Origin of the sequence: Acidovorax facilis, assembly GCF_050626955.1 — a bacterium.
Classification (GTDB): Bacteria; Pseudomonadota; Gammaproteobacteria; order Burkholderiales; family Burkholderiaceae_C; genus Acidovorax; species Acidovorax facilis.
Genome location: NZ_CP192460.1, coordinates 5,067,510 through 5,088,098, shown reverse-complemented (window position 1 = coordinate 5,088,098; position 20,589 = coordinate 5,067,510). Strand labels below are relative to the sequence as shown.

The window sequence follows — 20,589 nt, the reverse complement described above, 5'->3', positions numbered from 1 at the left end:
GCCACACAGTGTGCCGCAAGCTCACCGAGCGCGCAGGTCCGCACTAGCGCCCTCATGCACGCCGGTACATGCCCCTGCCAAGCCCCCACCGAGCCCTTGCCGCAGACACGCGTCAGACCCGCGCGTAAAATCCAAAGGTTGCGCGCACGCACTTGAAGACTTCACCAGCTCCCGCGCTTCACTCCCCGTTTTGCGGCCTGCCTGCAGCGCACATCGATCGCCCACACCGACACCATGACCCAGCCCAGCTCCAACGCCCTGCACACCTCCGCCCTGACATCGCTGCCCCTGCTGGCACGCGGCAAGGTGCGCGACAACTACGCCGTGGGCGACGACCGCATCCTGATGGTGGCCAGCGACCGCCTGTCGGCCTTTGACGTGATCATGGGCGAGCCCATCCCGGGCAAGGGCGAGTTGCTCACGCAGATGGCGCTGTTCTGGTTCGACAAGCTCGGGGATATCTGCCCCAACCACCTGACGGGCGACGCGCCGGAAAGTGTGGTGTCTCCGGAAGAAGCCCCGCAGATCCGTGGCCGGTCCATGCTGGTGCAGCGGCTGCAGCCCATTCCAGTCGAAGCCGTGGTGCGCGGCTACCTGGCCGGCAGCGGCTGGAAGGAATACCAGGAATCACGCGCGGTGTGCGGGGTACCCCTGCCAGAAGGGCTGACCAATGCCGCCAAGCTGCCCGAGCCCATCTACACCCCAGCCGCCAAGGCCGCTGCGGGCGAGCACGATGAAAACATCACGTTCGAGCGCACGGTGGAGATGATTGGCCTTCAGCTCGCCACCCGCATCCGCGACCTGAGCATTGAGATCTACAAGGCTGCTGCCGACATCGCGCTCGCCAAAGGCATGATCATTGCCGACACCAAGTTCGAGTTTGGCCTGGCGCCCGATGGCACGCTGGTGCTGATGGACGAAGTGCTCACGCCCGACAGCTCGCGCTACTGGCCCGTGGAAGGCTATGAAGCGGCTCTCGCTGCCGGCCAAAACCCGCCGAGCTACGACAAGCAGTTCGTGCGCGACTGGCTGGAGCAGGCCCAGGTGAACGGCAAGCCCTGGGACAAGACCGCGCCCGCACCCCGCCTGCCGCGTGAAGTGATCGAAAAAACCGCCGCCAAGTACCGCGAAGCGCTGGAACGGCTGACAGCCTGACGCCTCCGTCTGTTCTGTACAAAAGCAAAGGCCCTTCACGGGCCTTTGCTTTTTGGCGCGTCAGACCCCGCTCAGCTCAGCACGACGCTGGAGAGTCGGCGCCGGTAGGTCGCCACCACCGGGTCGTCGGGTGGGATCTGGCCGTCGGCCACCTTCACCTTGGGCGGCTCGATGATTTCAAGGATGGCCACATAGGTCTTGCGGGCGGCCTCTTCGCCCCAGGCCTTGTCGCGCATGAGGATTTCGAGCAGTTCGTCCATGGCGTCCGTCCAGCGCTGGTCGGCCATGAGCCAGCGGGCGCGGGCGTAGCGGGTGTCAAAGTCGCGCTTGTTGGCGGCGATTTTTGCATCAAAATCGGCACCAGCGCCTTCCCCATAAGCGTTAGAAGCTACGAAATCAATAGCATCCATCCAGGCTTTCAACGCACCCAGCTTGCGCGAGGCTGCGGCCTTGGCGATGACGGGGGCAAAGGCGACCTTGGCGTCGTCCTCGCGACGCAACTGCAGCAGCAGCTTGACGTAGTCGAAGCGCGCGTCGTCATTGGAAGGATCGGTCACCACGGCGTGCTGCAGCTTCTCCAGCGCGGTACTGGTGTCGCCTTCGGCCAGGGCGTCCTGGGCTTCTTCTTCCTCGATTTCCGCCACCAGTTCTTCGGCGGTGGGGATGTGCTTGTCCAGGAAGGCGCGCACCTGGCCTTCGGGCAGGGCGCCCATGAAGCCATCCACGGGCTGGCCATTCATGAGCAGCACGCAGGTGGGAATGCTGCGGATGCCGAACATGCCCGCCAACTGCTGCTCCTGGTCCGAATCGATCTTGACCAGCTTGAAGCGGCCCGCGTAGTCGGTCTCCAGCTTTTCCAGCACCGGCCCCAGCGACTTGCAGGGGCCACACCAGGGCGCCCAGAAGTCCACCAGCACGGGCACGTTCATCGAGGCAGCAACCACCTCGGTTTCAAAATTTTCTACGGTGACGTCAATCATGGCGGTGTGGAGGCCAGGGGCCTGTGGAGCGGTTTGCGCGCTATTTTGGCCCATCGAAACAGCCCCATGCCGGGAAGGGAGGCGCAAAAAGTAAAATCGCGGGTTCCACCTACAGCGGCAAAGCAGGCGCAACCTGCCCGCCAGCGCCCTCCACACCATGAAACCCATCCAGATCGGCGTGGTCATGGGTTCCAGCAGCGACTGGGACACCATGCAGCATGCAGTGCAGATTCTTGAACAGTTCGGCATCGCGCACGAGGCCCGCGTGGTCTCGGCCCACCGCATGCCCGACGACATGTTTGCCTACGCCGAGGCCGCAGCGGGCCGGGGCCTCAAAGCCATCATCGCGGGCGCCGGTGGCGCCGCCCACCTGCCCGGCATGATTGCCGCCAAGACCACCGTGCCCGTGCTGGGCGTGCCCGTGGCCAGCCGCCACCTGCAGGGTGTGGATTCGCTGTACAGCATCGTGCAGATGCCCAAGGGCATCCCCGTGGCCACGTTCGCCATCGGCACGGCGGGCGCTGCCAATGCGGCCCTGTTCGCCGTGGCCCTGCTGGCCAACGAAAGCCTCGAACTGCGCCAGCGCCTGGAAGCATTCCGTGCCGAGCAGACGGAAGTGGCCCGCAACATGACCCTGCCGCCCGCATGAACACGACCCCCACGCTCCACCGCTGCGCGGGTCGCTGCCCCCCGAGGGGGCCGCTTTTTCATCTTGGGGCGGCCCGGCGATGAAAAAATCCACCCATCAACCCCTTCTGCCCGGTAGCACACTGGGCGTGCTGGGCGGCGGCCAGCTGGGCCGCATGTTTGTGCACCAGGCGCAGGCCATGGGCTACTTCACGGCCGTGCTCGACGCCGACCCCACCAGCCCGGCCGGGCTGGTGAGCCACCACCACATCCAGACCGACTATGAAGACCCGCAGGGCCTGGCCGAGCTGGCCCGCCTGTCGGATGCGGTGACCACCGAGTTCGAAAACGTACCCGCTGCCGCGCTGGCTGCACTGGCTGTGCAACGCCCCGTGTCGCCTGCCGCCAGCGCTGTGTCGGTGGCGCAGGACAGGGCCCGCGAAAAGGCCCACTTTGTGGCCTGCGGCGTGCCCTGTGCGCCGTATGCGGTGATCGAAACGGCGGAGCAACTGGCTGCAGTTTCTTCTGATCTGTTACCAGGCATCCTGAAGACGGCCCGCATGGGCTACGACGGCAAGGGCCAGGTGCGCGTGAAGACGCCCGCCGAGCTGGCCGCTGCCTGGGACTCTGTCGGCAAGGTGCCCTGCGTGCTGGAGAAGATGCTGTCGCTGGCGCTGGAATGCTCGGTGATCGTGGCGCGCGGCGCCGACGGTGGCACCGTGCACCTGCCCGTGCAGCGCAACCTGCACCGCGACGGGATTCTGGCGGTGACGGAGGTTTTTGAACAAAATCTGCCTCCAGCGCTTGCCCAGCAAGCGGTAGCAGCTGCAGTTTCGATAGCAAATGGTTTGCAATACGTCGGCGTGCTCTGCGTGGAGTTCTTTGTGCTGCAGGACGGCAGCCTGGTGGTGAACGAGATCGCCCCGCGCCCACACAACAGCGGCCACTACAGCCAGAACGCCTGCGATGTGTCGCAGTTCGAGCTGCAGGTACGCACCATGGCCCGCCTGCCGCTCACGCAGCCACGCCAGCACAGCCCCGCCGTGATGCTCAACCTGCTGGGCGACCTGTGGTTTGCGCACGGCGACGCCGCGCAGACGCCCCCCTGGGCCGAGGTGCTGGCCCTGCCCGGCACGCACCTGCACCTGTATGGCAAGCGCGACGCCAAACGCGGCCGCAAGATGGGGCATCTCAACATCACCGCAGCCACCCCCGAAGCAGCACGTGCCACTGCCCTGCAGGCGGCGGCCCTGCTGGGCATCGCACCGTTCTGACCATGATTCTTGACGGCACCCAGCCCGCATCCATCGCCGCCGCAGCGCGGGCCGTGCGCAGCGGCGCGCTGCTCGGCCTGCCCACTGAGACGGTGTACGGCCTGGCGGCCGACGCCAGCAGCGATGCCGCCGTGGCGCAGATCTTTGCGGCCAAGGGGCGCCCCAGCGACCACCCCCTGATCGTGCATGTGGCCAATGCCGAGGGCATTGCGCACTTCGCCAACGAAGTGCCGAGCTTTGCGCAAAAGCTGGTCGATGCCTTCTGGCCCGGCCCGCTCACGCTCATCCTGCCGCGCCTGCCCGGCGTGGCCAGCGCCGCCACGGGCGGGCAGGACAGCGTGGGACTGCGCTGCCCCGCCCACCCCGTGGCCCATGCCCTGCTGCTGGCCTGCGCCGCCCCCGGCGACAGCGACGCCCAGGGCGGCCCGCCCGTGTGGGGCGTGGCCGCCCCCAGCGCCAACCGCTTTGGCCGCGTGAGCCCCACCACCGCCCGGCACGTGCAGGACGAGCTGGGCGCCGAGCTGCTGGTGCTCGACGGCGGCCCGTGCGAAGTGGGCATCGAAAGCACCATCGTGGACTGCACGCGCGGCGTGCCCGTGCTGCTGCGTCCCGGCGCCATCACGCGCGAGCAGATCCGGGCGGCCTGCGGCATTGCGCCGCTGTCCAAAGACGACATGCCCGCGCTCACGCCCCGCGCCTCGGGCACGCTCGAAGCGCACTACGCGCCCGCCGCCAAGGTGCGGCTGATGGACGCCAAGGCACTGCAGACCGGCCTGGACCTGCTGGGCGCCGACGCCGCCCACATTGCGGTGTATGCCCGCGCAGCGCTGCGCACCCAATCGTCCAAGCTCGTCATGCGCCGCATGCCCGACGACGCCACCGCCACGGCCCAGCAGCTGTTTGCAGTGCTGCGCGGCTTTGACGACGATGGCGTGAAACTGATCTGGATCGAGACCCCGCCCACCAGCCCGGAGTGGGAAGGCGTGCGCGACCGACTGCAGCGTGCGTCCGCAGCGTGATTCCGGCCGCGCCAGGCGGCTTTACATGCGTTGACGTTGCACCGCTAAACTACCCCCCACTTTTCTGGAGAAATACATGGCAGCAAATTGGATGCGCCGCACCGTACTGGTCGCCGCATGTGCGTCGGCCGCGTTGCTCGCGGCCTGCGGTTCCAGCACCACCGAATCGGCCATCGCGCCCGAGCGCTTCATCGCGTTTGGCGATGCCAACAGCGATGTGGGGCAAAAAGGAACGCGCTATACCGTTAACGACGGCAGCGTGAACAACTGGACCCTGCAGGTGGCTGCCAACTACGGCAAGCCCCTTGCGGCCGCCTCTGCGGGTGGCAAGAGCTATGCCGTAGGCAATGCCCGCGTGAAGATCAAGCCCGACGCGGCAGGCAACGCCAGCACCCCCACCATCACCGAGCAGATCGACACCTTTTTGGCCAGTGGCAGCTTTGGCGCCAGTGACGTGGTGTTTCTGAGCGGCGGCATCAGCGACGTGATTGCCGGCATGGCCGCCGTGCAGGCCGGCACCCAGACCGAGGCCGCCATGGTGGCCGCAGCCCGCCAGGCGGGTGAAGACATGGCCGCGCAGGTGCGACGCCTGGTCGCCGCAGGCGCCAAATATGTGGTCGTGACGGGAACCTACGACCTGAGCAAGACCCCCTGGGCCAAGACCATTGGCCGTGAAGCCCTGTTGGCCGATGCGAGCAGCCGCTTCAACGACGGCCTGCTCGTGGGCATCGTGGACCTGGGTGCCAACGCGCTGTATGTGGACCTGGCCTACTACGTGAACCTGTACACCGGCGTGCCCGCCAACTACGGTTTCAACAACGCCACCACGGCCGTGTGCACCTCGGTGGATGCCACCAACGGCATCGGCATCGGCGCAGGACAGGTCAACTCTGCCCTGTGCACCGCCTCCACGCTGCTGCCAGGCGCCAGCCAAACCTCCTACGTGTTTGCCGACCCGGTGTACCTCACGCCCTCGGCGCAACGCCAGTTCGGCACCTACGCTTACGACCGCCTGCGCGCCCGCTGGTAAGGGGCTGCTGACTCGCCCCCAGCCGCCGCTGAGCCTGCTGCTGTGCAGGGGCAGCGGCCCACAAAAAAAGCCGACCCTTGGGTCGGCTTTTTGCTGTGCGGCTTGCTGTGGCAAGCCAGCTGGCTTACTTGACCATGTCGAACACAGCGCGCGCCTGGGCGTGGCAGAACGGGGGTTCATAGGTGCCATGGTAGGCGCCGTAGTAGGTGGCAAACGCGGCCGATGCGGGGTCGGTGGGGGCCTGGCCACCCGGGCCAAAGGTGGCCTGGATGGCGGCATCGACGTCGACCGAGGTCACGTTGGTCAGGCCACGGCTGTCGAAGTCGGCCTTCATCACGCGCTGGTGAATGGCTGGCGGCACTGTGGGGTCACCCGCGCCGCCGCACAGCAGCACGCGGGCCTTGGGGCTCCAGCCCAGCAGGTCGTTCTTCTTGGCCGCCAGGTACAGCGGGTGGGTGGTGCTGGTCTGCGAGCCCGTGATGAAGGCGGACTGGAACAGCGCGTCGCGCGCCTGGTTGGGCGTGCCTGCGGGCAGGGTGCCCGAGGTGAGCAGCGTGGTGTACGTCATCGTGGGGTTGGGCAGCAGATTTTCGATGTAGCCCGAGTACGGTGCCTTGAAGACCTGCTTGACGTCCGTGTAAACGTCGCCATAGACCTTCTGCCAGGCCGTCACCAGATACGGCACGAAGAACTGCACCCCGGCAATCGCATCCGGAATGCGCAGCGAGCCCGACAGGTTGTAAGGGCCGGCCAGGTGGGCGCCTGCGACCACATTGAATTCGCTGCCATAGTCGCGCTCGGCAGCGCGGTGTGCGGCCATCGACGAGTGCCCGCCCTGCGAGTAGCCCGTGAACATGACCTTGCCCGACAGATTGGCCCCCACGGTGCCCGCTGCATTGCGCGCGGCACGCACCGAGTCGATGACCGTGGTGGCTTCCGAATCGGCATGCAGGTAGGGGTGGTAGCTGTAGCCCGACTTGGCAAAGCCCAGGTAGTCGGTGGCCACCACCGCATAGCCCTGGGCGGCGTACATGGCGGCGAGCAGGAAGGTTTCGTTGTCCTGCGGGTTGGCCAGGGTGCGGGGCTTTTGCACATCGGTGCCCTTGGCGTAGGCAATCAGCGGTGCGGCCGTGCTGCAGCTGCCAGCGGGCACCAGCATCACGCCCGAGGCGTTGGTGTTCTCTCCGGCCTTGGCGCCGACGGTGGCGTAGTTGAGCGCCACCACCTTGACATCACACTTCGCCTTGCCCGTGATGGCCTGCAGGCCGCTGCTGGAGGTGCCTGCGTCGATCTGCGCAGCCGTCAGCGTGGTCATCACGGCAGGGGGGTCGATCAGCGAGCCACGGTCTGGATCGTCAGAGCCACCGCAGGCGACAAGCAGCACCGCAGCAGCGGCAACACAGGTAAGGCGGAAATACTTCATGGATGGATACCTCAGGTCAAGAAACAACGACGCATCGTGCGCGCACCTGCACTGCACCATCCATAGGGGATAACGCGGACCGAACCAGCGGGCAGACGCCTAGGTGACAGCAGCCCGCCAGCAGCGGCCGCTCAACGATGGCCGCGCGCCCCGTAGACCAGCTTCATCCCCAGGATCGTCCCCGCCAGCGCGAGCGTGATGGCGTTGGCCACCACGATGGGCCACGCCGCGAGGACGACGCCATACACCAGCCACAGCGCCACCCCCGCCGTGAACACGCTGTACATGCCCAGAGAGATGCCCCGGACATCGCGCGTGCGGAAGGTGTGCAGGGCCTGCGGAACGAAGCTGCAGGTGGTCAGGAAGGCGGCAACGTAGCCGATCAGCTCGGTGGTGGACATGAAGGGAGGCGGGTGACTGCGCGGCGGATGGCTGCGCGAGTGCGCATTATTCACTGGTCGCGCGCGGTCCAGTCGATCAGGCTGTCGAGCACGGGCCGTGCAGCGCCGGCATTGGCATGGTTGACCACGGCCACCAGCACATACCGCCGCCCGCTGGTCGCGTGCACGTAACCGGCCACGGCCATCACATCGCGCAGGCTGCCCGTCTTGAGGTGCGCCGTGCCCGCACGGCTCTGGCTGCGGCGCAGCGTGCCGTCCACCCCGGAGATGGGCAGCGACGCCACCAGCTCCGGCATCACGGGCGATACCCAGGCCACCTGCAGCATGCGCGCCAGTGCCTGGGCGGTGATGCGCGCATCGCGGCTGAGCCCCGCGCCGTTGTCTGCCAGCGGCAGCTCTGCGTCCCCCATGCGCGATACCCACCACTGGCGCAGTGCCTCGCGGGCGCCGTCGAAGGTGGCCACGCCGTTCTTTTGCAGCGCAAGGGTCAGAAACACATGCTGCGCCATGACGTTGTTGCTGTACTTGTTCACGTCGCGCACGACCTCGGCCAAGGCTGGCGACGTGACCACAAACGCGGGCTTGAGACCCGCAGGCACCTTGCCTTCGCGCACGCTGCCCGTGAGCTTGCCGCCCAGTTCGCGCCACATGCCCTCCACGGCCTTCGCCGCAAAGCCGCGCGGGTCGGCGGCGGCCACGGGCCACACCCGCTCCCCGCAGGACGCGGGGTACACGCCCTGAAAGCTCACCTTGGCAGGGTCGGCCAGCTCCGCCCGCAAGGCACCACGCCAGTCGCCACACTCGGTGCCCGGCGCGCCCAGCGCCACGGTGGCCTGGCGCGCCACGCCCGCCAGGGGTGGGTCGTACTGAATGCGCGCCAGGCCTGCGGCGGCATCCGGCACAAAGGTCATCACCGACGATTTGTAGTTGAGCAGCAGCGCGTCGGGCGCGGCGTTGTAGGGGCGCAGGGGCTCGCCATCAAATCGCGCCGGATCGTGGTCGGGCACCTCAAAGGCGGTGCGGTCGAGCACGATGTCGCCCACGATGACCTGGATGCCCTGGCCCTGCAGGCGGCGCATCAGCAGCCACAGCCGCTCCATGACCAGCTTGGGGTCTCCCTGGCCCTGGATGTAGACGTTGCCCCGCAGGCTGCCGTCCTGCACCGTGCCCTGCAGATAGACCGGGGTGTTCCACACATAGGCGGGGCCCAGTTGCTCCAGCGCGGCGTAAGTGGTCACCAGCTTCATCACCGATGCCGGGTTCACCGGCAACTGCGCACGGTGCGCCAGGCGCACAGGCGAAGTCTTGCCTCCCTGGGCATCCACCACCATCACCGACAGGGCCTCGCGCGGCAACCTGGCGCGGGCCAGGGCGGCTTCGACCTCGGGCGGCAGCGGGGTGGCGGGCGCCGCCGCCTGGGCCTGGGCCGTGTCAACAGCCCCCACCAGAGCCAACCAGGCCACAACAACACCCAGGGCCCCACGCAGCGCAGCGCGGCGCCAAAAAACAGGAAGCAAAAGCATGGAGCGAGTCTATCGCCCGGCAGGAAGCCCACCTGGGTCGCGCCTGCGTCCAGACCCGCTGCAGGCGCCGCCGCCCCCACCCACCGATAATCCTCCGATGCGTTTTTCTCCTCGTGCCATCGGCCTGCTGGCGGCAGTCGTGACGGTCACCATCTGGACGGGTTTCATCGTCATTGCCCGCGCCTCGGCCCAGCGCACGCTCACCCCGTTCGACATTGCGCTGCTGCGCATCGTGGGCGCCAGCCTGGTCCTGCTGCCCTGGGGCTGGTGGATGGTGCGGCAGCGCACCACAGCACTGGGCTCTGCGGCCCCGCCCTCCAGCCTGGCAGGTATCTCGCCCCTGCCGCTGTGCACCACGGTGCTGCTGGGCAGCTTTGGCGGTCTGCTCTACGCCATGCTGGCCTATGCGGGGTTCTTCCACGCGCCCGCCACCCATGCAGCAGTGCTCATGCCGGGCAGCCTGCCGCTGTGGACGGCGCTGCTCGCCGCCGTGCTGCTGCGCGACCACATCACCCCGCTGCGCGCGGCGGGCCTGGCGCTGATCGTGGCAGGCGACCTGCTGGTGGGCGGGCGCAGCCTGCTGGCAGCGTTTTCGGGCGGTGATGTGTGGAAGGGCGACGTGCTGTTCATGCTGGCCGCCTCCTGCTGGGCCACCTACAGCGTGCTGGCCCGGCGCCACGCGGTGGACGCCGTGCAGGCCACCATCGCCATCACCGCGTTTGCCTGCTTGGTCTATGTTCCCAGCTATGCCCTGCTGATTGCGCTGGGAACCGTCACCAGCCACCTGGCCATTGCGCCGTGGAGCGAGATCGTCTTTCACATGGCGTTCCAAGGTGGCGGGTCGGTGGTGATCTCGGGCATTGGCTTCACCCGCATGATCCAGCACTATGGCCCTGTGCGCTCCACCATGATCACGGCCCTGGTGCCCGGCCTCTCGGCCATCGGCGCGGTGATTTTTCTGGACGAGCCGATGTACTGGAACCTCGTCGCCGGCCTGCTGCTGGTGACTGCCGGTATCCTGCTGGGCGTGCTGCGCAGTAGCCAGGCGCCTGCGGTCACCCCGCCCACGCCCGCGCCTGGCCCTACCGTCCCCTGACCTCCTTTGCCGCGCAACCCCACTGGCCCCATGAATCTGCTTGCTTTCGACACCAGCACCGACACCCTATCCATTGCCGTCCAGCACGGGGATGCCGTGTGGCAGCACACGGGCCCCGGGGGCGCGCAAGCGTCGGCCACCCTGATCCCGACGGTGCGCAGCCTGATGGCGCAGGCCAGCCTGTCGTTCGACACGCTGGAGGCCATTGTGTTTGGCCGGGGCCCAGGCTCCTTCACCGGCCTGCGCACCGCCTGCGCCGTGGCCCAGGGGCTGGCGTTTGGCGCGCGCGGGGGCCAGGGTGTGCCGGTGCTGCCCGTGGACACCCTGCTGGCCGTAGCCGAGGAAGCGCGCCACGCGCACAGCTGCACGCAGGTGGTGGCGGTGCTGGACGCGCGCATGGACGAGGTCTACCACGCGCGCTGCGAATGGGTCGCCGCCCAGGGCCGCTGGCACACCGAGGCCGACTTTGGCCTGGGCGCACCGGAATCCGTGCTTGCCCCCGCAGGGTGGACGGTGGCGGGCAATGCGCGCACGCCCTATGGCGAGCGGCTGGCGCCCATGGCCGCCCACGTGGCCGCGCTGCCCACAGCCACGGCGCTGCTGCGCCTGGCACCGGCCTTGCTGGCAGCGGGCGAAGGTGTGCCGGCCAGCGATGCGCTGCCGCGCTACATCCGCGATAAAGTGGCACAAACCACCGCCGAGCGGGCTGCGCTGCGCGCCGCCCAGGCGGTGCCCGCTCCTCTGTGAATCCTTTCCGCCAGACCCCATGAGCGCCCTGCCCACCCCGTCTGCCGGCGCGCCCGAGGCGCGCTTTGAAGCCCTCACGCTCGCGCGGCTGGATGCCGTGCTGGCGGTGGAACAACGTGCCTATTCGCACCCCTGGACACGCGGCAACTTCACCGATGCCATGGCATCGGGCTACCAGGCACAGGTGCTGATGGCGGACGAACACCTGCTCGGCTACTTCGTGGCCATGATGGGGGTGGACGAGGTGCACCTGCTCAACATCACCGTCACCCCCGAGTTCCAGCGCCAGGGCTGGGCGCGGGTGCTGCTGGACGCGCTGGCCCTGTGGTCACGCGGGCGCGGCGCCCAGTGGCTGTGGCTGGAGGTGCGCGTGAGCAACCTGCGCGCCCAGCACATCTACCAGACACACGGGTTCCGACGCGTGGGCGAACGCAAGCGCTACTACCCCGCGGACCTGGGCCAGCGCGAAGATGCCGTGGTCATGAGCCTGGCACTGTGAGCAACACCTTCAACCGGCCCTTTTTTCCATGAGCCTTCACCTCGATGCGCGGCAGCGCGCCATGCTGCAAGAAATGGGCGTCACCGTGTGGGTGCAGCCGGAGGCACCCGTAGCCCGCACCACAGCCGGGGCCCCCGCCGTCGCCGTGGCGGCGCCCGCCCCTGCCGCCCGCATGGCGCCCCCCACCGCCCCGGCACCCGCCGTGGCCAGCCCTCCTGCTGCGCGAGCGCCCCAGCCAGCGGCCCCGCGAGCACCCGCACCGGCACCTGCGGTAGAGAACGCAGGCGCAACACCCGCCATACCCAGCTTGCGGCTGCATGCGCCCCAAGTGCTGTACCCCAACGCCGACCCCTCGCAGACCCCGGCCGGGCTGGGCGCTGGCTGGCTGATCGTGACCGAAAGCCTCACGCCGGGCGAACCGCTGGGTGGCGACGCAGGCCGGCTGCTGGACAACATGCTGCGCGCCATGCAACTGCACAAGCACCCGCGCGTGTTCCTGGCTGCGCTGGAGCGCACCGCCCCCGGCGCGGAAACCGGGGGTGACAACCCCACGCCCGCCGCGCTGGCCGACGCCGTGGCGGCACTGCAACCCGCCCTGGTCCTGGTGCTGGGCCATGTGGCGGCGCGGGCGGCGCTGGGGCGCACCGAGCCGCTGGGCCGCCTTCGCGCGGGCCCGCACCAGCTGGCGGGATGCCCCGCCGTGGTGACCTACGACCCTGCGTTTCTCTTGCGTTCACAGGATGTCAAGGCCGCTGCCTGGGCCGATCTGTGCCGGGCGCTGGCCATCGTGCGCCAGGCCTCGCCGGGCTGACCACGGCGGGTTCGGACATTTGCAGCGATTCCACGGCGGCTGCAGTGCCATAATCCGCCGCCTGTTCATTTTTTACGGAGAAAGCTCCTTGGAAACCTACCCGAGTTGGTAGCTTTCAGCTCCCCGGCCTGCTGTGGGGTTGAAAGCACCCGATCCCCCACACCGCAGATGCCACACAACAAGGGAGTGAGCCCATGCTCAACATCTTCACGCTTGCCAATGGCCGGCTTTTCCAGGAAGAGATCGAATCGCTGGAAGAGCTGACCAAGTTCCAGCCGATCTGGGTGGACCTTGAAGCCCCCACGCTCGAAGAAAAACGCTGGATCAAGCAGCACTACGGCCTGTCCATCCCCGAGGATGCGATGGACGAGGACATCGAGGAATCCGCCCGCTTCTACGAAGAAGACAACGGCGAGCTGCACATTCGCAGCGACTTCTTGATCGACGACGACGAAGACCCCCGCTCGGTGCGCGTGGCCTTCATCCTGAACCAGCACAACGCCAACCTCAAGAGCCGGGGCGTGCTGTTTTCCATCCACGACGAAGATGTGCCCGTGTTTCGCCTGCTGCGCATGCGCGCGCGCCGCGCGCCCGGTCTCATCGAAGATGCCAAGGAAGTGCTGCTCAAGCTGTTCGACGCCGATGCCGAGTACTCGGCGGATACGCTTGAGAACATCTACGACGAGCTCGAGGCTGTGAGCAAGCAGGTGCTGGCAGGCGACGTGACTGACACCCGCGCCGGTGAAGTGCTGGCCGCCATCGCGCGCCAGGAAGACTTGAACGGCCGCATCCGCCGCAACGTGATGGACACCCGCCGCGCCGTGAGCTTCATGATGCGCAGCAAGATGCTCAACTCCGAGCAGTTCGAAGAAGCCCGCCAGATCCTGCGCGACATCGAATCGCTGGACAACCACACGGCGTTTTTGTTCGACAAGATCAACTTCTTGATGGACGCCACGGTTGGTTTCATCAACATCAACCAGAACAAGATCATCAAGATCTTCTCGGTGGCCAGCGTGGCGCTGCTGCCGCCCACGCTGATCGCCAGCGTGTACGGCATGAACTTCAAGTTCATGCCCGAGCTGGACTGGTCGCTGGGCTACCCGTATGCGCTTGCGCTGATGGTGGCCAGTGCACTGGGCCCCATGTGGTATTTCCGCAAGCGCGGCTGGTTGAAGTAGCCCCCCTGTGGCGCTGCGCGCCTTCCCCCCCGAGGGGGGACGCCTCCAGCGGCCCGGCAGAGCCGGTTCCGCGGTGGCGCTGGGTTTTGGGGCGCGCCGGTTTCACGGTGCGGAGGCGTACTTTGTCGCCCCTCAGGCTCTTGCTGATTCTTTGAATCCACGCCCTGCCCGTTCGGGCTGAGCTTGTCGCAGCCTGGACAAGGCGGATCATCGCTTCGTCGGCTACCTCAACGCAGGAAATGAGCCAAATTGGCCTCTAGCGCTTATTCATCAAGCGCTAGTAGCTATTAATTTCATAGCATTCGCAAAAACGCCAGCACCATGTGTTCGGCGTAACGGCTGGCTACGGTCTGCACGAAGTGGGGGAAGTCCACGTGCGCGGTGTCGTCGGCGCGGTCGGAGATGGTGCGCACAGCGGCGAAGGGGATGCCGTAGTCGTGGCACACCTGGGCGACGGCGGCGCCTTCCATTTCTACGGCCAGCACGTCGTGCCCGGCGTCGCGCAAGATCGTGCGCAGACGGTGGGACTCATCGGCGGCAGAGACAAAACGGTCCCCGCTGGCGATCAGGCCGTGGTGTGCGCGGTGCAGGCCGCCTTCTGGTGCGTTTTGCGGCGTAGATTTCAAGCCCAATTGACCACTAGCGCTTGATACACAAGCGCAAGCAGCTTCCAAAAGAATAGCAGACAGTGCAGTGTCGCAGGCCAGGCGGCTGCGTGCGTAGCCGGGCACTTCCCAGCGGGGGAACAGGGGCGAGGCGTCCATGTCGTGCTGCAGGTAGTCCTGCGCTACCACCACGTCGCCCACATTCACGCCATCGCCCACACCGCCCGCAACCCCGGTGAAGACGATGCGCGCCACACCGAACCGCTCAATGAGCGCCGTGGCCGTGGTGGCCGCCGCCACCTTGCCGATACCCGACAGCGCCAACACCACCGGGCGGCCCTGCAGATCACCCAGCCAGAAAGCCCGGCCTGCGTGCATCACCCGCTGAGGGTGCAAGAGGTGATCAACCAGCGAGCTTTGCTCTTCGGGCAAGGCGCTGAGGATGGCGGTGGTCATGGCCTACGAAACCGACACGACCCATACCAGCGGACGCCGTGGAACTGGCTTCGCCAGGCCGCTGGCGTCGTCCCCCTTCCCGGCGCGAGCCGAGAGAAGGGGGAAGCCGCGAAGCGGCTCAGGGGGATGGTCATTTCTTATCGCGCAGCTCGCGGCGCAGGATCTTGCCCACGGGGGTCTTGGGCAGCTCGGTGCGGAACTCGATGACCTTGGGCTGCTTGTAGCCCGTGAGTTCAGCGCGGCAGAACTCCTTGACCTGCGCTTCGGTGAGCGCGGGGTCTTTCTTGACGATCACGAGCTTGACGGCTTCACCGGTCTTCTCGTCAGGCACGCCCACCACGGCGCATTCGAGCACGCCGGGGCAGTTGGCCACGACCTCTTCCACCTCGTTGGGGTAGACGTTGAAGCCGCTGACCAGCACCATGTCCTTCTTGCGGTCCACGATCTTGAAGAAGCCGCGCTCGTCCATGACACCGATGTCGCCAGACTTGAAGAAGCCGTCGTCGGTCATGACCTTGGCGGTTTCATCGGGGCGCTGCCAGTACCCGGCCATCACCTGCGGGCCCTTGATCGCGATCTCGCCGGGCTGGCCGAGGGTGGTGACTTCCTTGCCGTCGTCGTCGATCAGCTTCATCAGGGTGCCGGGAAGCGGCACGCCAATGGTGCCCGTGAACTCCTTGGCGGTCACGGGGTTGCAGCTGACCGAGGGGCTGGTCTCCGACAGGCCGTAGCCTTCGCAGATGGGGCAGCCGGTCTTCTCCAGCCACAGTTTGGCCACGGCGCCCTGCACGGCCATGCCCCCGCCTACCGAGACCTTGAGGTTCTTCCAGTTGACGGTATTGAAATCGGGGTGGTTGGCCAGGCCGTTGAACAGCGTGTTCACGGCCGGGAAGCTGTGGAAGGTGTGCTTGGACAGTTCCTTGAGCACGGCAGGCAGGTCGCGCGGGTTGGGGATCAAGATGGTCTTGCCGCCCGTGCGCATGCTCAGCATCATGTTCACGGTGAACGCAAAGATGTGGTACAGCGGCAGCGCGCAGATGCTGGTCTGCTGCTCGCCTGCGGGCACCTTCTTCATCACGGGGTCGTTCCACGCCTCGGACTGCAGCACGTTGGCGATCACGTTGCGGTGCAGCAGCACGGCGCCCTTGCTCACACCCGTGGTGCCGCCGGTGTATTGCAGCAGCGCGATGTCGTCGGGCTTGATGTCGGGCTTCTTGAGCGTGCCGCGCGTGCCCTGGGCCACCGCGTCATTGAAGCGCACGGCACCCGGCAGGTTGTAGGCGGGCACCATCTTCTTGACGTTGCGCACCACATAGTTGACGAGCGCGCCCTTGAGCAGGCCCAACTGGTCGCCCATGGCGCACAGCACCACGTGCTTGACGGGCGTGTTCGCAATGCAGCTTTGCAGCGTGGTGGCGAAGTTTTCGATGATGACGATGGCCTTGGCACCCGAGTCCTTGAGCTGATGCTCCAGTTCGCGCGGCGTGTACAGCGGGTTCACATTGACCACCACAAAACCTGCGCGCAGGATGGCGGCCACCGTGACGGGATACTGCGGCACGTTGGGCATCATGATGGCCACACGGTCGCCCTTGACCAGGCCCAGGCCCTGCAGGTAGGCCGCAAACGCACTGCTCAGGGAGTCGGTCTGGGCATAGGTCACTTCCTTGCCCATGAAGCTGTAGGCCACGCGGCCAGCGTACTTGGTGAACGCCTCGTCCATGAGGGCCACGAGCGACGGGTATTGCGTGGTGTCGATGTCTGCGGGGACGCCTTGCGGATAGGCAGTCAGCCAGGGGCGATGGGTCATTGTTGTCTCCTGATAAGTTTTATTGAGGTCGTGAAATCCGTGCTGCGCCTAACAGCACGGTCGTGCTTTTTTTGCGGTGGAATTATGCCCGTCACCCCTTGAGCGCGGAAAGAACTTCGTCGAGCATTTTCTTGGCGTCGCCAAACAGCATGCGATTGTTGTCCTTGTAGAACAGAGGGTTGTCCACCCCCGCATAGCCCGACGCCATGGAGCGCTTCATCACGATCGAGGTCTTGGCCTTCCACACTTCGAGCACCGGCATGCCGGCGATGGGGCTGGACGGATCGTCCAGCGCGCTCGGGTTCACGATGTCGTTGGCGCCGATGACCATGGCCACGTCGGCATTCGGGAAGTCCTCGTTGATCTCGTCCATCTCCATCACGATGTCGTAGGGCACCTTGGCCTCGGCCAGCAGCACGTTCATGTGGCCGGGCATGCGGCCTGCCACGGGGTGGATGGCAAAGCGCACATCCACGCCCTTCTCGCGCAGGGTCTTGGTGATCTCGTACACCGTGTGCTGGGCCTGGGCCACAGCCATGCCGTAGCCGGGCACGATGATCACACTCTTGGCGTCGCGCAGCAGCTCGGCCGTCTCGGCGGAGCTGACGGGTACGGCCTCGCCCTGCGGCTCGGTTGCCTCGCCCTTTTTGGCGGGAGTTCCAGCGCCCGAGCCAAAGCCGCCCGCGATCACGCTGATGAAGTTGCGGTTCATCGCGTTGCACATGATGTAGGACAGGATGGCGCCCGAGGAGCCCACGAGCGCGCCCGTGACGATGAGCAGGTCGTTGGACAGCATGAAGCCCGTGGCCGCCGCTGCCCAACCCGAGTAGCTGTTGAGCATGGACACCACCACCGGCATGTCAGCGCCACCGATGGCCATCACCATGTGGATGCCGAACAGCAGCGCGATCGCCGTCATCACCATCAGCGGCACCATGCCCTGCTCGATGGTTTCGGCGCGCAAAAACTCGCGGCCAAACCAGATCACGATCAGCAGCGCAGCCAGGTTCATCCAGTGGCGGCCGGGCAGCAACAGCGGCTTGCCACCGATCTTGCCGTTGAGCTTGCCAAAGGCGATCAGTGATCCGCTGAACGTGATGGCGCCGATCAGGATGCCGACATAGATCTCCACCTCGTGGATGATCTTCTCCGCGCCTTGCAGCTGGATCGAGGTATCCACATAGCTGGCAAACCCCACCAGGCAGGCCGCAAGACCCACCAGACTGTGCATGAGCGCGACCAGCTCCGGCATCTGCGTCATCTTGACGACCTTGGCCGCATACAGGCCAATGCCGCCGCCAATGACCAGCGCGCCGACGATCCAGGCCACCCCTGCGGGGCTGACGCGCGGGCCGAACACCGTGGCCAGCACGGCCAGCGCCATGCCGACCATGCCGAACAGGTTGCCCCGGCGCGAGGTTTCGGGGTTGGAGAGCCCGCCCAGGCTCAGGATGAACAAAATGGCCGCGCCCAGGTAGGCCACGGTAGCGAGACTTTGGGACATGTTCTGTGCTCCTCGTTGTTCTTGTCGTTATCGGATTACTTGCGGAACATGGCGAGCATGCGGCGCGTGACCGCAAAGCCACCGAACATGTTGACGGCCGTGAGCACCAGGGCGGCAAAGGCCAGCCACAGGATGAGCCCATCAGGGCGCCCATTGATGCCCGCGTCGGGCGGCGCAATCTGCACCAGCGCGCCGATGGCGATGATGCTGGAGATGGCGTTGGTCACGCTCATCAGCGGCGTGTGCAGCGCAGGCGTGACGTTCCACACCACCATGTAGCCGATGAAACAGGCCAGCACGAACACCGTGAAGTGCCCCAGGAAGGCCACAGGCGCATAGGCACCGATGGCCCAGAACAGCACGGCCAGCACGGCAAAAACAATGGTCAGCGTCTTGGCGGACATGGGAGCACCGGGGCCATGGCTGGATTTCTTGGCGGCCACGGGTGCCGCCGCAGCCTTGGGTGCCGGTGCAGGGGCCTGCTTGAGCGGTGGCGCAGGCCAGGTGATGGCACCATCCTTGACCACGGTAAGGCCCCGGATCGCGTCATCCTCCATGTTGACCACGGCCACGCCGTCCTTGGCCTTGCACAGCTCTTCTGTCAGGCGCAGCAGGTTGGTGGAATAAAGGGTGGACGACTGCTTGGCCAAGCGCGAAGCCAGGTCGGTGTAGCCGACGATGGTCACGCCATGGCGCACCACGGCCTGGCCGGGCACCGTCAGCTCACAGTTGCCGCCTTGCTCGGCGGCCATGTCCACGATCACGCTGCCGGGCTTCATGCTCTGCACCATCTCGGCCGTGATGAGCTTGGGCGCGGGCCTGCCGGGGATCAGCGCGGTGGTGATGATGATGTCGGCGTCTTTCGCCTGCTCCGCGTACATCTTGCGCTGCGCGGCCTGGAAGCCCTCACTCATGACCTTGGCGTAACCGCCGCCGCCCGAGCCTTCTTCCTCGTAGTCCACCTTGACAAACTCACCGCCCAGCGACTTGACCTGGTCGGCCACCTCGGCACGTGTGTCGTTGGCGCGCACGATGGCGCCCAGATTGGCCGCCGTGCCAATGGCCGCAAGACCCGCCACGCCAGCACCTGCAATGAACACCTTGGCGGGCGGCACCTTGCCCGCCGCCGTGATCTGGCCGTTGAAGAAGCGGCCAAAGGCGTTGGCCGCCTCAATGACGGCGCGGTAGCCGCTGACGCCTGCGGTGGAGGTGAGCGCGTCCATCTTCTGCGCGCGGGAGAGCGTACGTGGCAGGCAGTCGATGGCGAGCACCGTCGCCTTCTTCGCGGCCAACTGCTGCATCAGTTCCGGGTTCTGGGCGGGCCAGATGAAATCGATGAGCGTCGAACCCTCGCGCATCAGCGCCACTTCGTCGCTGCTGGGCGGGCGCACCTTGAAGACGATATCGGATGCAGCCCACAGCGCGGCAGCGTCGCCCACGATCTGAGCCCCGGCGGCGCGGTAGGCGTCATCGCTGAAATTGGCGCCATCCCCAGCCCCCGACTCCACATTGACCGCGAAGCCCAGCTTGATCAGCTTTTCCACCACATCGGGCACTGTGGCCACGCGTTTTTCACCGGGGAAGGTCTCCCTGGGCACGCCGATACGCTGCGGCTGCGGGACGGGGGTTGTCTGCATTAGAGGTCTCCTCGAGTTTCGTAATCGTTATGCAAGGCCGCCAGGCAGGGGAGAACTGGCGAGCTAGGGCCTGGATGTGGGCGTGGGGAACGGGAAAGGCGGAATGGCCAGGTGGCCGTCCACCATGCCGGCGCTCAGGCGCACAGCCTGGGCCAGGTCATAGGCCCACTGCTGGAAGGGCAGACCTGCGACCAGGAACTCTTCGTTGTTGCGCGGTCGGACGCTGATCAGCCGCTGGTCCACCAGGGCATCCACCGCCACCCAGACACCCGCTTCGGTGACATAGCGGTAGCTCACATGCGCATAGGGGGTGCTTAGCGCGATCTGGCGGCTGGCCATCCATTGGCCCAGATCGGGTCGGTTCTTTTCAAGCCACTTGGGGCTGCTCGCCCAAAGCTTGAAGCGCAGGCAGTCGGCGCGCACGGGGCTGCCATCCGCGGGATCTTTGACCACGACGTCCTGTTGCGGCGGGCAGTACCCCACCCCTTGCGGAGACCCGCGCAGATCGCCGGTGCGGTTGGTCTGCACGCGCACCGCAGCCAGCCATTCGCCTTGTGCACCCCGCAGCGCCACCGCACGCGTCTGGAGCGGGGTACGGCCTGCGGGGCTGGATGTGGCTTCTTCGGAGGTTCCCAGGTCCTGCCACGCCCCCGGCGGCAACACCAGACGGGCGCGACCCACGGGATATTCGGACTTGGGAGGAACGGTCAGGGGCGCGCACGCCACCGTGAACACCGTCACGGCCAACACAGGCAAGAGAGGCAACAGCCGCCGGAACTTTGAAATTGTCAGAGTCATAGAGAAAGGTTCA

General features: G+C 66.5%; 19 protein-coding genes. 10 read left to right on the top strand and 9 right to left on the bottom strand.

Going from position 1 to position 20,589, the window contains the following annotated elements; translation table 11 throughout:
* Nucleotides 1-234: 234 nt before the first annotated feature.
* Nucleotides 235-1,155, top strand: coding sequence for a phosphoribosylaminoimidazolesuccinocarboxamide synthase (locus ACQ4MJ_RS23320; protein WP_431151108.1), 921 nt, complete (start codon nucleotides 235-237; stop codon nucleotides 1,153-1,155).
* A gap of 71 nt (nucleotides 1,156-1,226) precedes the next feature.
* Here the strand turns inward: ACQ4MJ_RS23320 and trxA are convergent, their stop codons facing one another.
* Nucleotides 1,227-2,135 (bottom strand): thioredoxin, encoded by a 909-nt coding sequence (gene trxA / locus ACQ4MJ_RS23315; RefSeq protein ID WP_431151110.1) that lies wholly within the window; start codon nucleotides 2,133-2,135, stop codon nucleotides 1,227-1,229.
* A 157-nt stretch (nucleotides 2,136-2,292) separates the two neighbouring features.
* Here trxA and purE point away from each other — a divergent pair, with 157 nt between their 5' ends.
* From purE to ACQ4MJ_RS23295, 4 genes are all read left to right on the top strand, one after another.
* Nucleotides 2,293-2,784, top strand: a complete 492-nt coding sequence (gene purE / locus ACQ4MJ_RS23310; protein WP_431151112.1) for a 5-(carboxyamino)imidazole ribonucleotide mutase — start codon at nucleotides 2,293-2,295, stop codon at nucleotides 2,782-2,784.
* Nucleotides 2,785-2,863: 79 nt separating this feature from the next.
* On the top strand, nucleotides 2,864-4,036 hold the full coding sequence (locus ACQ4MJ_RS23305) for a 5-(carboxyamino)imidazole ribonucleotide synthase (RefSeq protein ID WP_431151114.1): 1,173 nt from the start codon (nucleotides 2,864-2,866) through the stop codon (nucleotides 4,034-4,036).
* Between the two features lie 2 nt (nucleotides 4,037-4,038).
* Nucleotides 4,039-5,055: an L-threonylcarbamoyladenylate synthase gene (locus tag ACQ4MJ_RS23300; RefSeq protein ID WP_431151115.1), complete on the top strand. Its 1,017-nt coding sequence runs from the start codon at nucleotides 4,039-4,041 to the stop codon at nucleotides 5,053-5,055.
* A 76-nt stretch (nucleotides 5,056-5,131) separates the two neighbouring features.
* Nucleotides 5,132-6,085 (top strand): SGNH/GDSL hydrolase family protein, encoded by a 954-nt coding sequence (locus ACQ4MJ_RS23295; RefSeq protein ID WP_055395451.1) that lies wholly within the window; start codon nucleotides 5,132-5,134, stop codon nucleotides 6,083-6,085.
* A 124-nt stretch (nucleotides 6,086-6,209) separates the two neighbouring features.
* Here ACQ4MJ_RS23295 and ACQ4MJ_RS23290 read toward each other — a convergent pair whose 3' ends face one another.
* The 3 genes from ACQ4MJ_RS23290 to dacB all read right to left on the bottom strand — a co-directional run bounded on the left by ACQ4MJ_RS23290 (nucleotide 6,210) and on the right by dacB (nucleotide 9,432).
* Nucleotides 6,210-7,508: a lipase family protein gene (locus tag ACQ4MJ_RS23290; RefSeq protein ID WP_218301898.1), complete on the bottom strand. Its 1,299-nt coding sequence runs from the start codon at nucleotides 7,506-7,508 to the stop codon at nucleotides 6,210-6,212.
* A gap of 131 nt (nucleotides 7,509-7,639) precedes the next feature.
* Complete coding sequence (locus ACQ4MJ_RS23285) at nucleotides 7,640-7,909, bottom strand: SemiSWEET transporter (protein ID WP_055395455.1); 270 nt, start codon at nucleotides 7,907-7,909, stop codon at nucleotides 7,640-7,642.
* A 50-nt stretch (nucleotides 7,910-7,959) separates the two neighbouring features.
* Nucleotides 7,960-9,432 (bottom strand): D-alanyl-D-alanine carboxypeptidase/D-alanyl-D-alanine endopeptidase, encoded by a 1,473-nt coding sequence (gene dacB, locus ACQ4MJ_RS23280; RefSeq protein WP_431151118.1) that lies wholly within the window; start codon nucleotides 9,430-9,432, stop codon nucleotides 7,960-7,962.
* A 97-nt stretch (nucleotides 9,433-9,529) separates the two neighbouring features.
* On the opposite strand from dacB, the gene ACQ4MJ_RS23275 reads away from it, so the two are divergent.
* The 5 genes from ACQ4MJ_RS23275 to corA all read left to right on the top strand — a co-directional run bounded on the left by ACQ4MJ_RS23275 (nucleotide 9,530) and on the right by corA (nucleotide 13,766).
* A complete protein-coding gene (locus ACQ4MJ_RS23275; protein ID WP_431151119.1) occupies nucleotides 9,530-10,528 on the top strand; it encodes a DMT family transporter in 999 nt (332 codons plus the stop codon).
* A 30-nt stretch (nucleotides 10,529-10,558) separates the two neighbouring features.
* Nucleotides 10,559-11,275, top strand: a complete 717-nt coding sequence (gene tsaB / locus ACQ4MJ_RS23270; RefSeq protein ID WP_218301895.1) for a tRNA (adenosine(37)-N6)-threonylcarbamoyltransferase complex dimerization subunit type 1 TsaB — start codon at nucleotides 10,559-10,561, stop codon at nucleotides 11,273-11,275.
* A gap of 19 nt (nucleotides 11,276-11,294) precedes the next feature.
* Nucleotides 11,295-11,774 (top strand): ribosomal protein S18-alanine N-acetyltransferase, encoded by a 480-nt coding sequence (gene rimI, locus ACQ4MJ_RS23265; RefSeq protein ID WP_121421487.1) that lies wholly within the window; start codon nucleotides 11,295-11,297, stop codon nucleotides 11,772-11,774.
* Between the two features lie 28 nt (nucleotides 11,775-11,802).
* Entirely contained in the window at nucleotides 11,803-12,585 is a 783-nt protein-coding gene (locus tag ACQ4MJ_RS23260) for a uracil-DNA glycosylase family protein (RefSeq protein ID WP_431151120.1), read from the top strand.
* Between the two features lie 194 nt (nucleotides 12,586-12,779).
* Nucleotides 12,780-13,766, top strand: coding sequence for a magnesium/cobalt transporter CorA (corA, locus tag ACQ4MJ_RS23255; RefSeq protein WP_431151121.1), 987 nt, complete (start codon nucleotides 12,780-12,782; stop codon nucleotides 13,764-13,766).
* 293 nt (nucleotides 13,767-14,059) lie between these two features.
* On the opposite strand, the gene ACQ4MJ_RS23250 is transcribed toward corA, so the two are convergent.
* The 5 genes from ACQ4MJ_RS23250 to ACQ4MJ_RS23230 form a co-directional block, all read right to left on the bottom strand.
* Entirely contained in the window at nucleotides 14,060-14,827 is a 768-nt protein-coding gene (locus tag ACQ4MJ_RS23250) for a 5'-methylthioadenosine/adenosylhomocysteine nucleosidase (protein WP_431151122.1), read from the bottom strand.
* Nucleotides 14,828-14,957: 130 nt separating this feature from the next.
* Entirely contained in the window at nucleotides 14,958-16,637 is a 1,680-nt protein-coding gene (locus tag ACQ4MJ_RS23245) for a long-chain-fatty-acid--CoA ligase (RefSeq protein WP_121421489.1), read from the bottom strand.
* A 91-nt stretch (nucleotides 16,638-16,728) separates the two neighbouring features.
* Nucleotides 16,729-18,141, bottom strand: a complete 1,413-nt coding sequence (pntB, locus tag ACQ4MJ_RS23240; RefSeq protein WP_426305495.1) for a Re/Si-specific NAD(P)(+) transhydrogenase subunit beta — start codon at nucleotides 18,139-18,141, stop codon at nucleotides 16,729-16,731.
* Nucleotides 18,142-18,176: 35 nt separating this feature from the next.
* The gene (locus ACQ4MJ_RS23235; RefSeq protein ID WP_431151123.1) at nucleotides 18,177-19,778 is read right to left on the bottom strand and encodes a Re/Si-specific NAD(P)(+) transhydrogenase subunit alpha; all 1,602 of its coding nucleotides are present in this window, start codon (nucleotides 19,776-19,778) and stop codon (nucleotides 18,177-18,179) included.
* Nucleotides 19,779-19,841: 63 nt separating this feature from the next.
* Nucleotides 19,842-20,576, bottom strand: coding sequence for a hypothetical protein (locus ACQ4MJ_RS23230; RefSeq protein WP_176887415.1), 735 nt, complete (start codon nucleotides 20,574-20,576; stop codon nucleotides 19,842-19,844).
* Between the last annotated feature and the right edge of the window lie 13 nt (nucleotides 20,577-20,589).

Bases quoted from the DNA above. Each gene is read 5' to 3' on its own strand.
- ACQ4MJ_RS23305 (WP_431151114.1), top strand. From the start codon at position 2,864: ATGAAAAAATCCACCCATCAACCCCTTCTGCCCGGTAGCACACTGGGC.
- ACQ4MJ_RS23235 (WP_431151123.1), bottom strand. From the start codon at position 19,778: ATGCAGACAACCCCCGTCCCGCAGCCGCAGCGTATCGGCGTGCCCAGG.
- trxA (WP_431151110.1), bottom strand. From the start codon at position 2,135: ATGATTGACGTCACCGTAGAAAATTTTGAAACCGAGGTGGTTGCTGCC.
- ACQ4MJ_RS23250 (WP_431151122.1), bottom strand. From the start codon at position 14,827: ATGACCACCGCCATCCTCAGCGCCTTGCCCGAAGAGCAAAGCTCGCTG.
- pntB (WP_426305495.1), bottom strand. From the start codon at position 18,141: ATGTCCCAAAGTCTCGCTACCGTGGCCTACCTGGGCGCGGCCATTTTG.
- purE (WP_431151112.1), top strand. From the start codon at position 2,293: ATGAAACCCATCCAGATCGGCGTGGTCATGGGTTCCAGCAGCGACTGG.
- corA (WP_431151121.1), top strand. From the start codon at position 12,780: ATGCTCAACATCTTCACGCTTGCCAATGGCCGGCTTTTCCAGGAAGAG.
- ACQ4MJ_RS23245 (WP_121421489.1), bottom strand. From the start codon at position 16,637: ATGACCCATCGCCCCTGGCTGACTGCCTATCCGCAAGGCGTCCCCGCA.
- ACQ4MJ_RS23230 (WP_176887415.1), bottom strand. From the start codon at position 20,576: ATGACTCTGACAATTTCAAAGTTCCGGCGGCTGTTGCCTCTCTTGCCT.
- dacB (WP_431151118.1), bottom strand. From the start codon at position 9,432: ATGCTTTTGCTTCCTGTTTTTTGGCGCCGCGCTGCGCTGCGTGGGGCC.
- ACQ4MJ_RS23285 (WP_055395455.1), bottom strand. From the start codon at position 7,909: ATGTCCACCACCGAGCTGATCGGCTACGTTGCCGCCTTCCTGACCACC.
- ACQ4MJ_RS23260 (WP_431151120.1), top strand. From the start codon at position 11,803: ATGAGCCTTCACCTCGATGCGCGGCAGCGCGCCATGCTGCAAGAAATG.
- ACQ4MJ_RS23320 (WP_431151108.1), top strand. From the start codon at position 235: ATGACCCAGCCCAGCTCCAACGCCCTGCACACCTCCGCCCTGACATCG.
- tsaB (WP_218301895.1), top strand. From the start codon at position 10,559: ATGAATCTGCTTGCTTTCGACACCAGCACCGACACCCTATCCATTGCC.
- ACQ4MJ_RS23275 (WP_431151119.1), top strand. From the start codon at position 9,530: ATGCGTTTTTCTCCTCGTGCCATCGGCCTGCTGGCGGCAGTCGTGACG.
- ACQ4MJ_RS23295 (WP_055395451.1), top strand. From the start codon at position 5,132: ATGGCAGCAAATTGGATGCGCCGCACCGTACTGGTCGCCGCATGTGCG.
- rimI (WP_121421487.1), top strand. From the start codon at position 11,295: ATGAGCGCCCTGCCCACCCCGTCTGCCGGCGCGCCCGAGGCGCGCTTT.
- ACQ4MJ_RS23300 (WP_431151115.1), top strand. From the start codon at position 4,039: ATGATTCTTGACGGCACCCAGCCCGCATCCATCGCCGCCGCAGCGCGG.
- ACQ4MJ_RS23290 (WP_218301898.1), bottom strand. From the start codon at position 7,508: ATGAAGTATTTCCGCCTTACCTGTGTTGCCGCTGCTGCGGTGCTGCTT.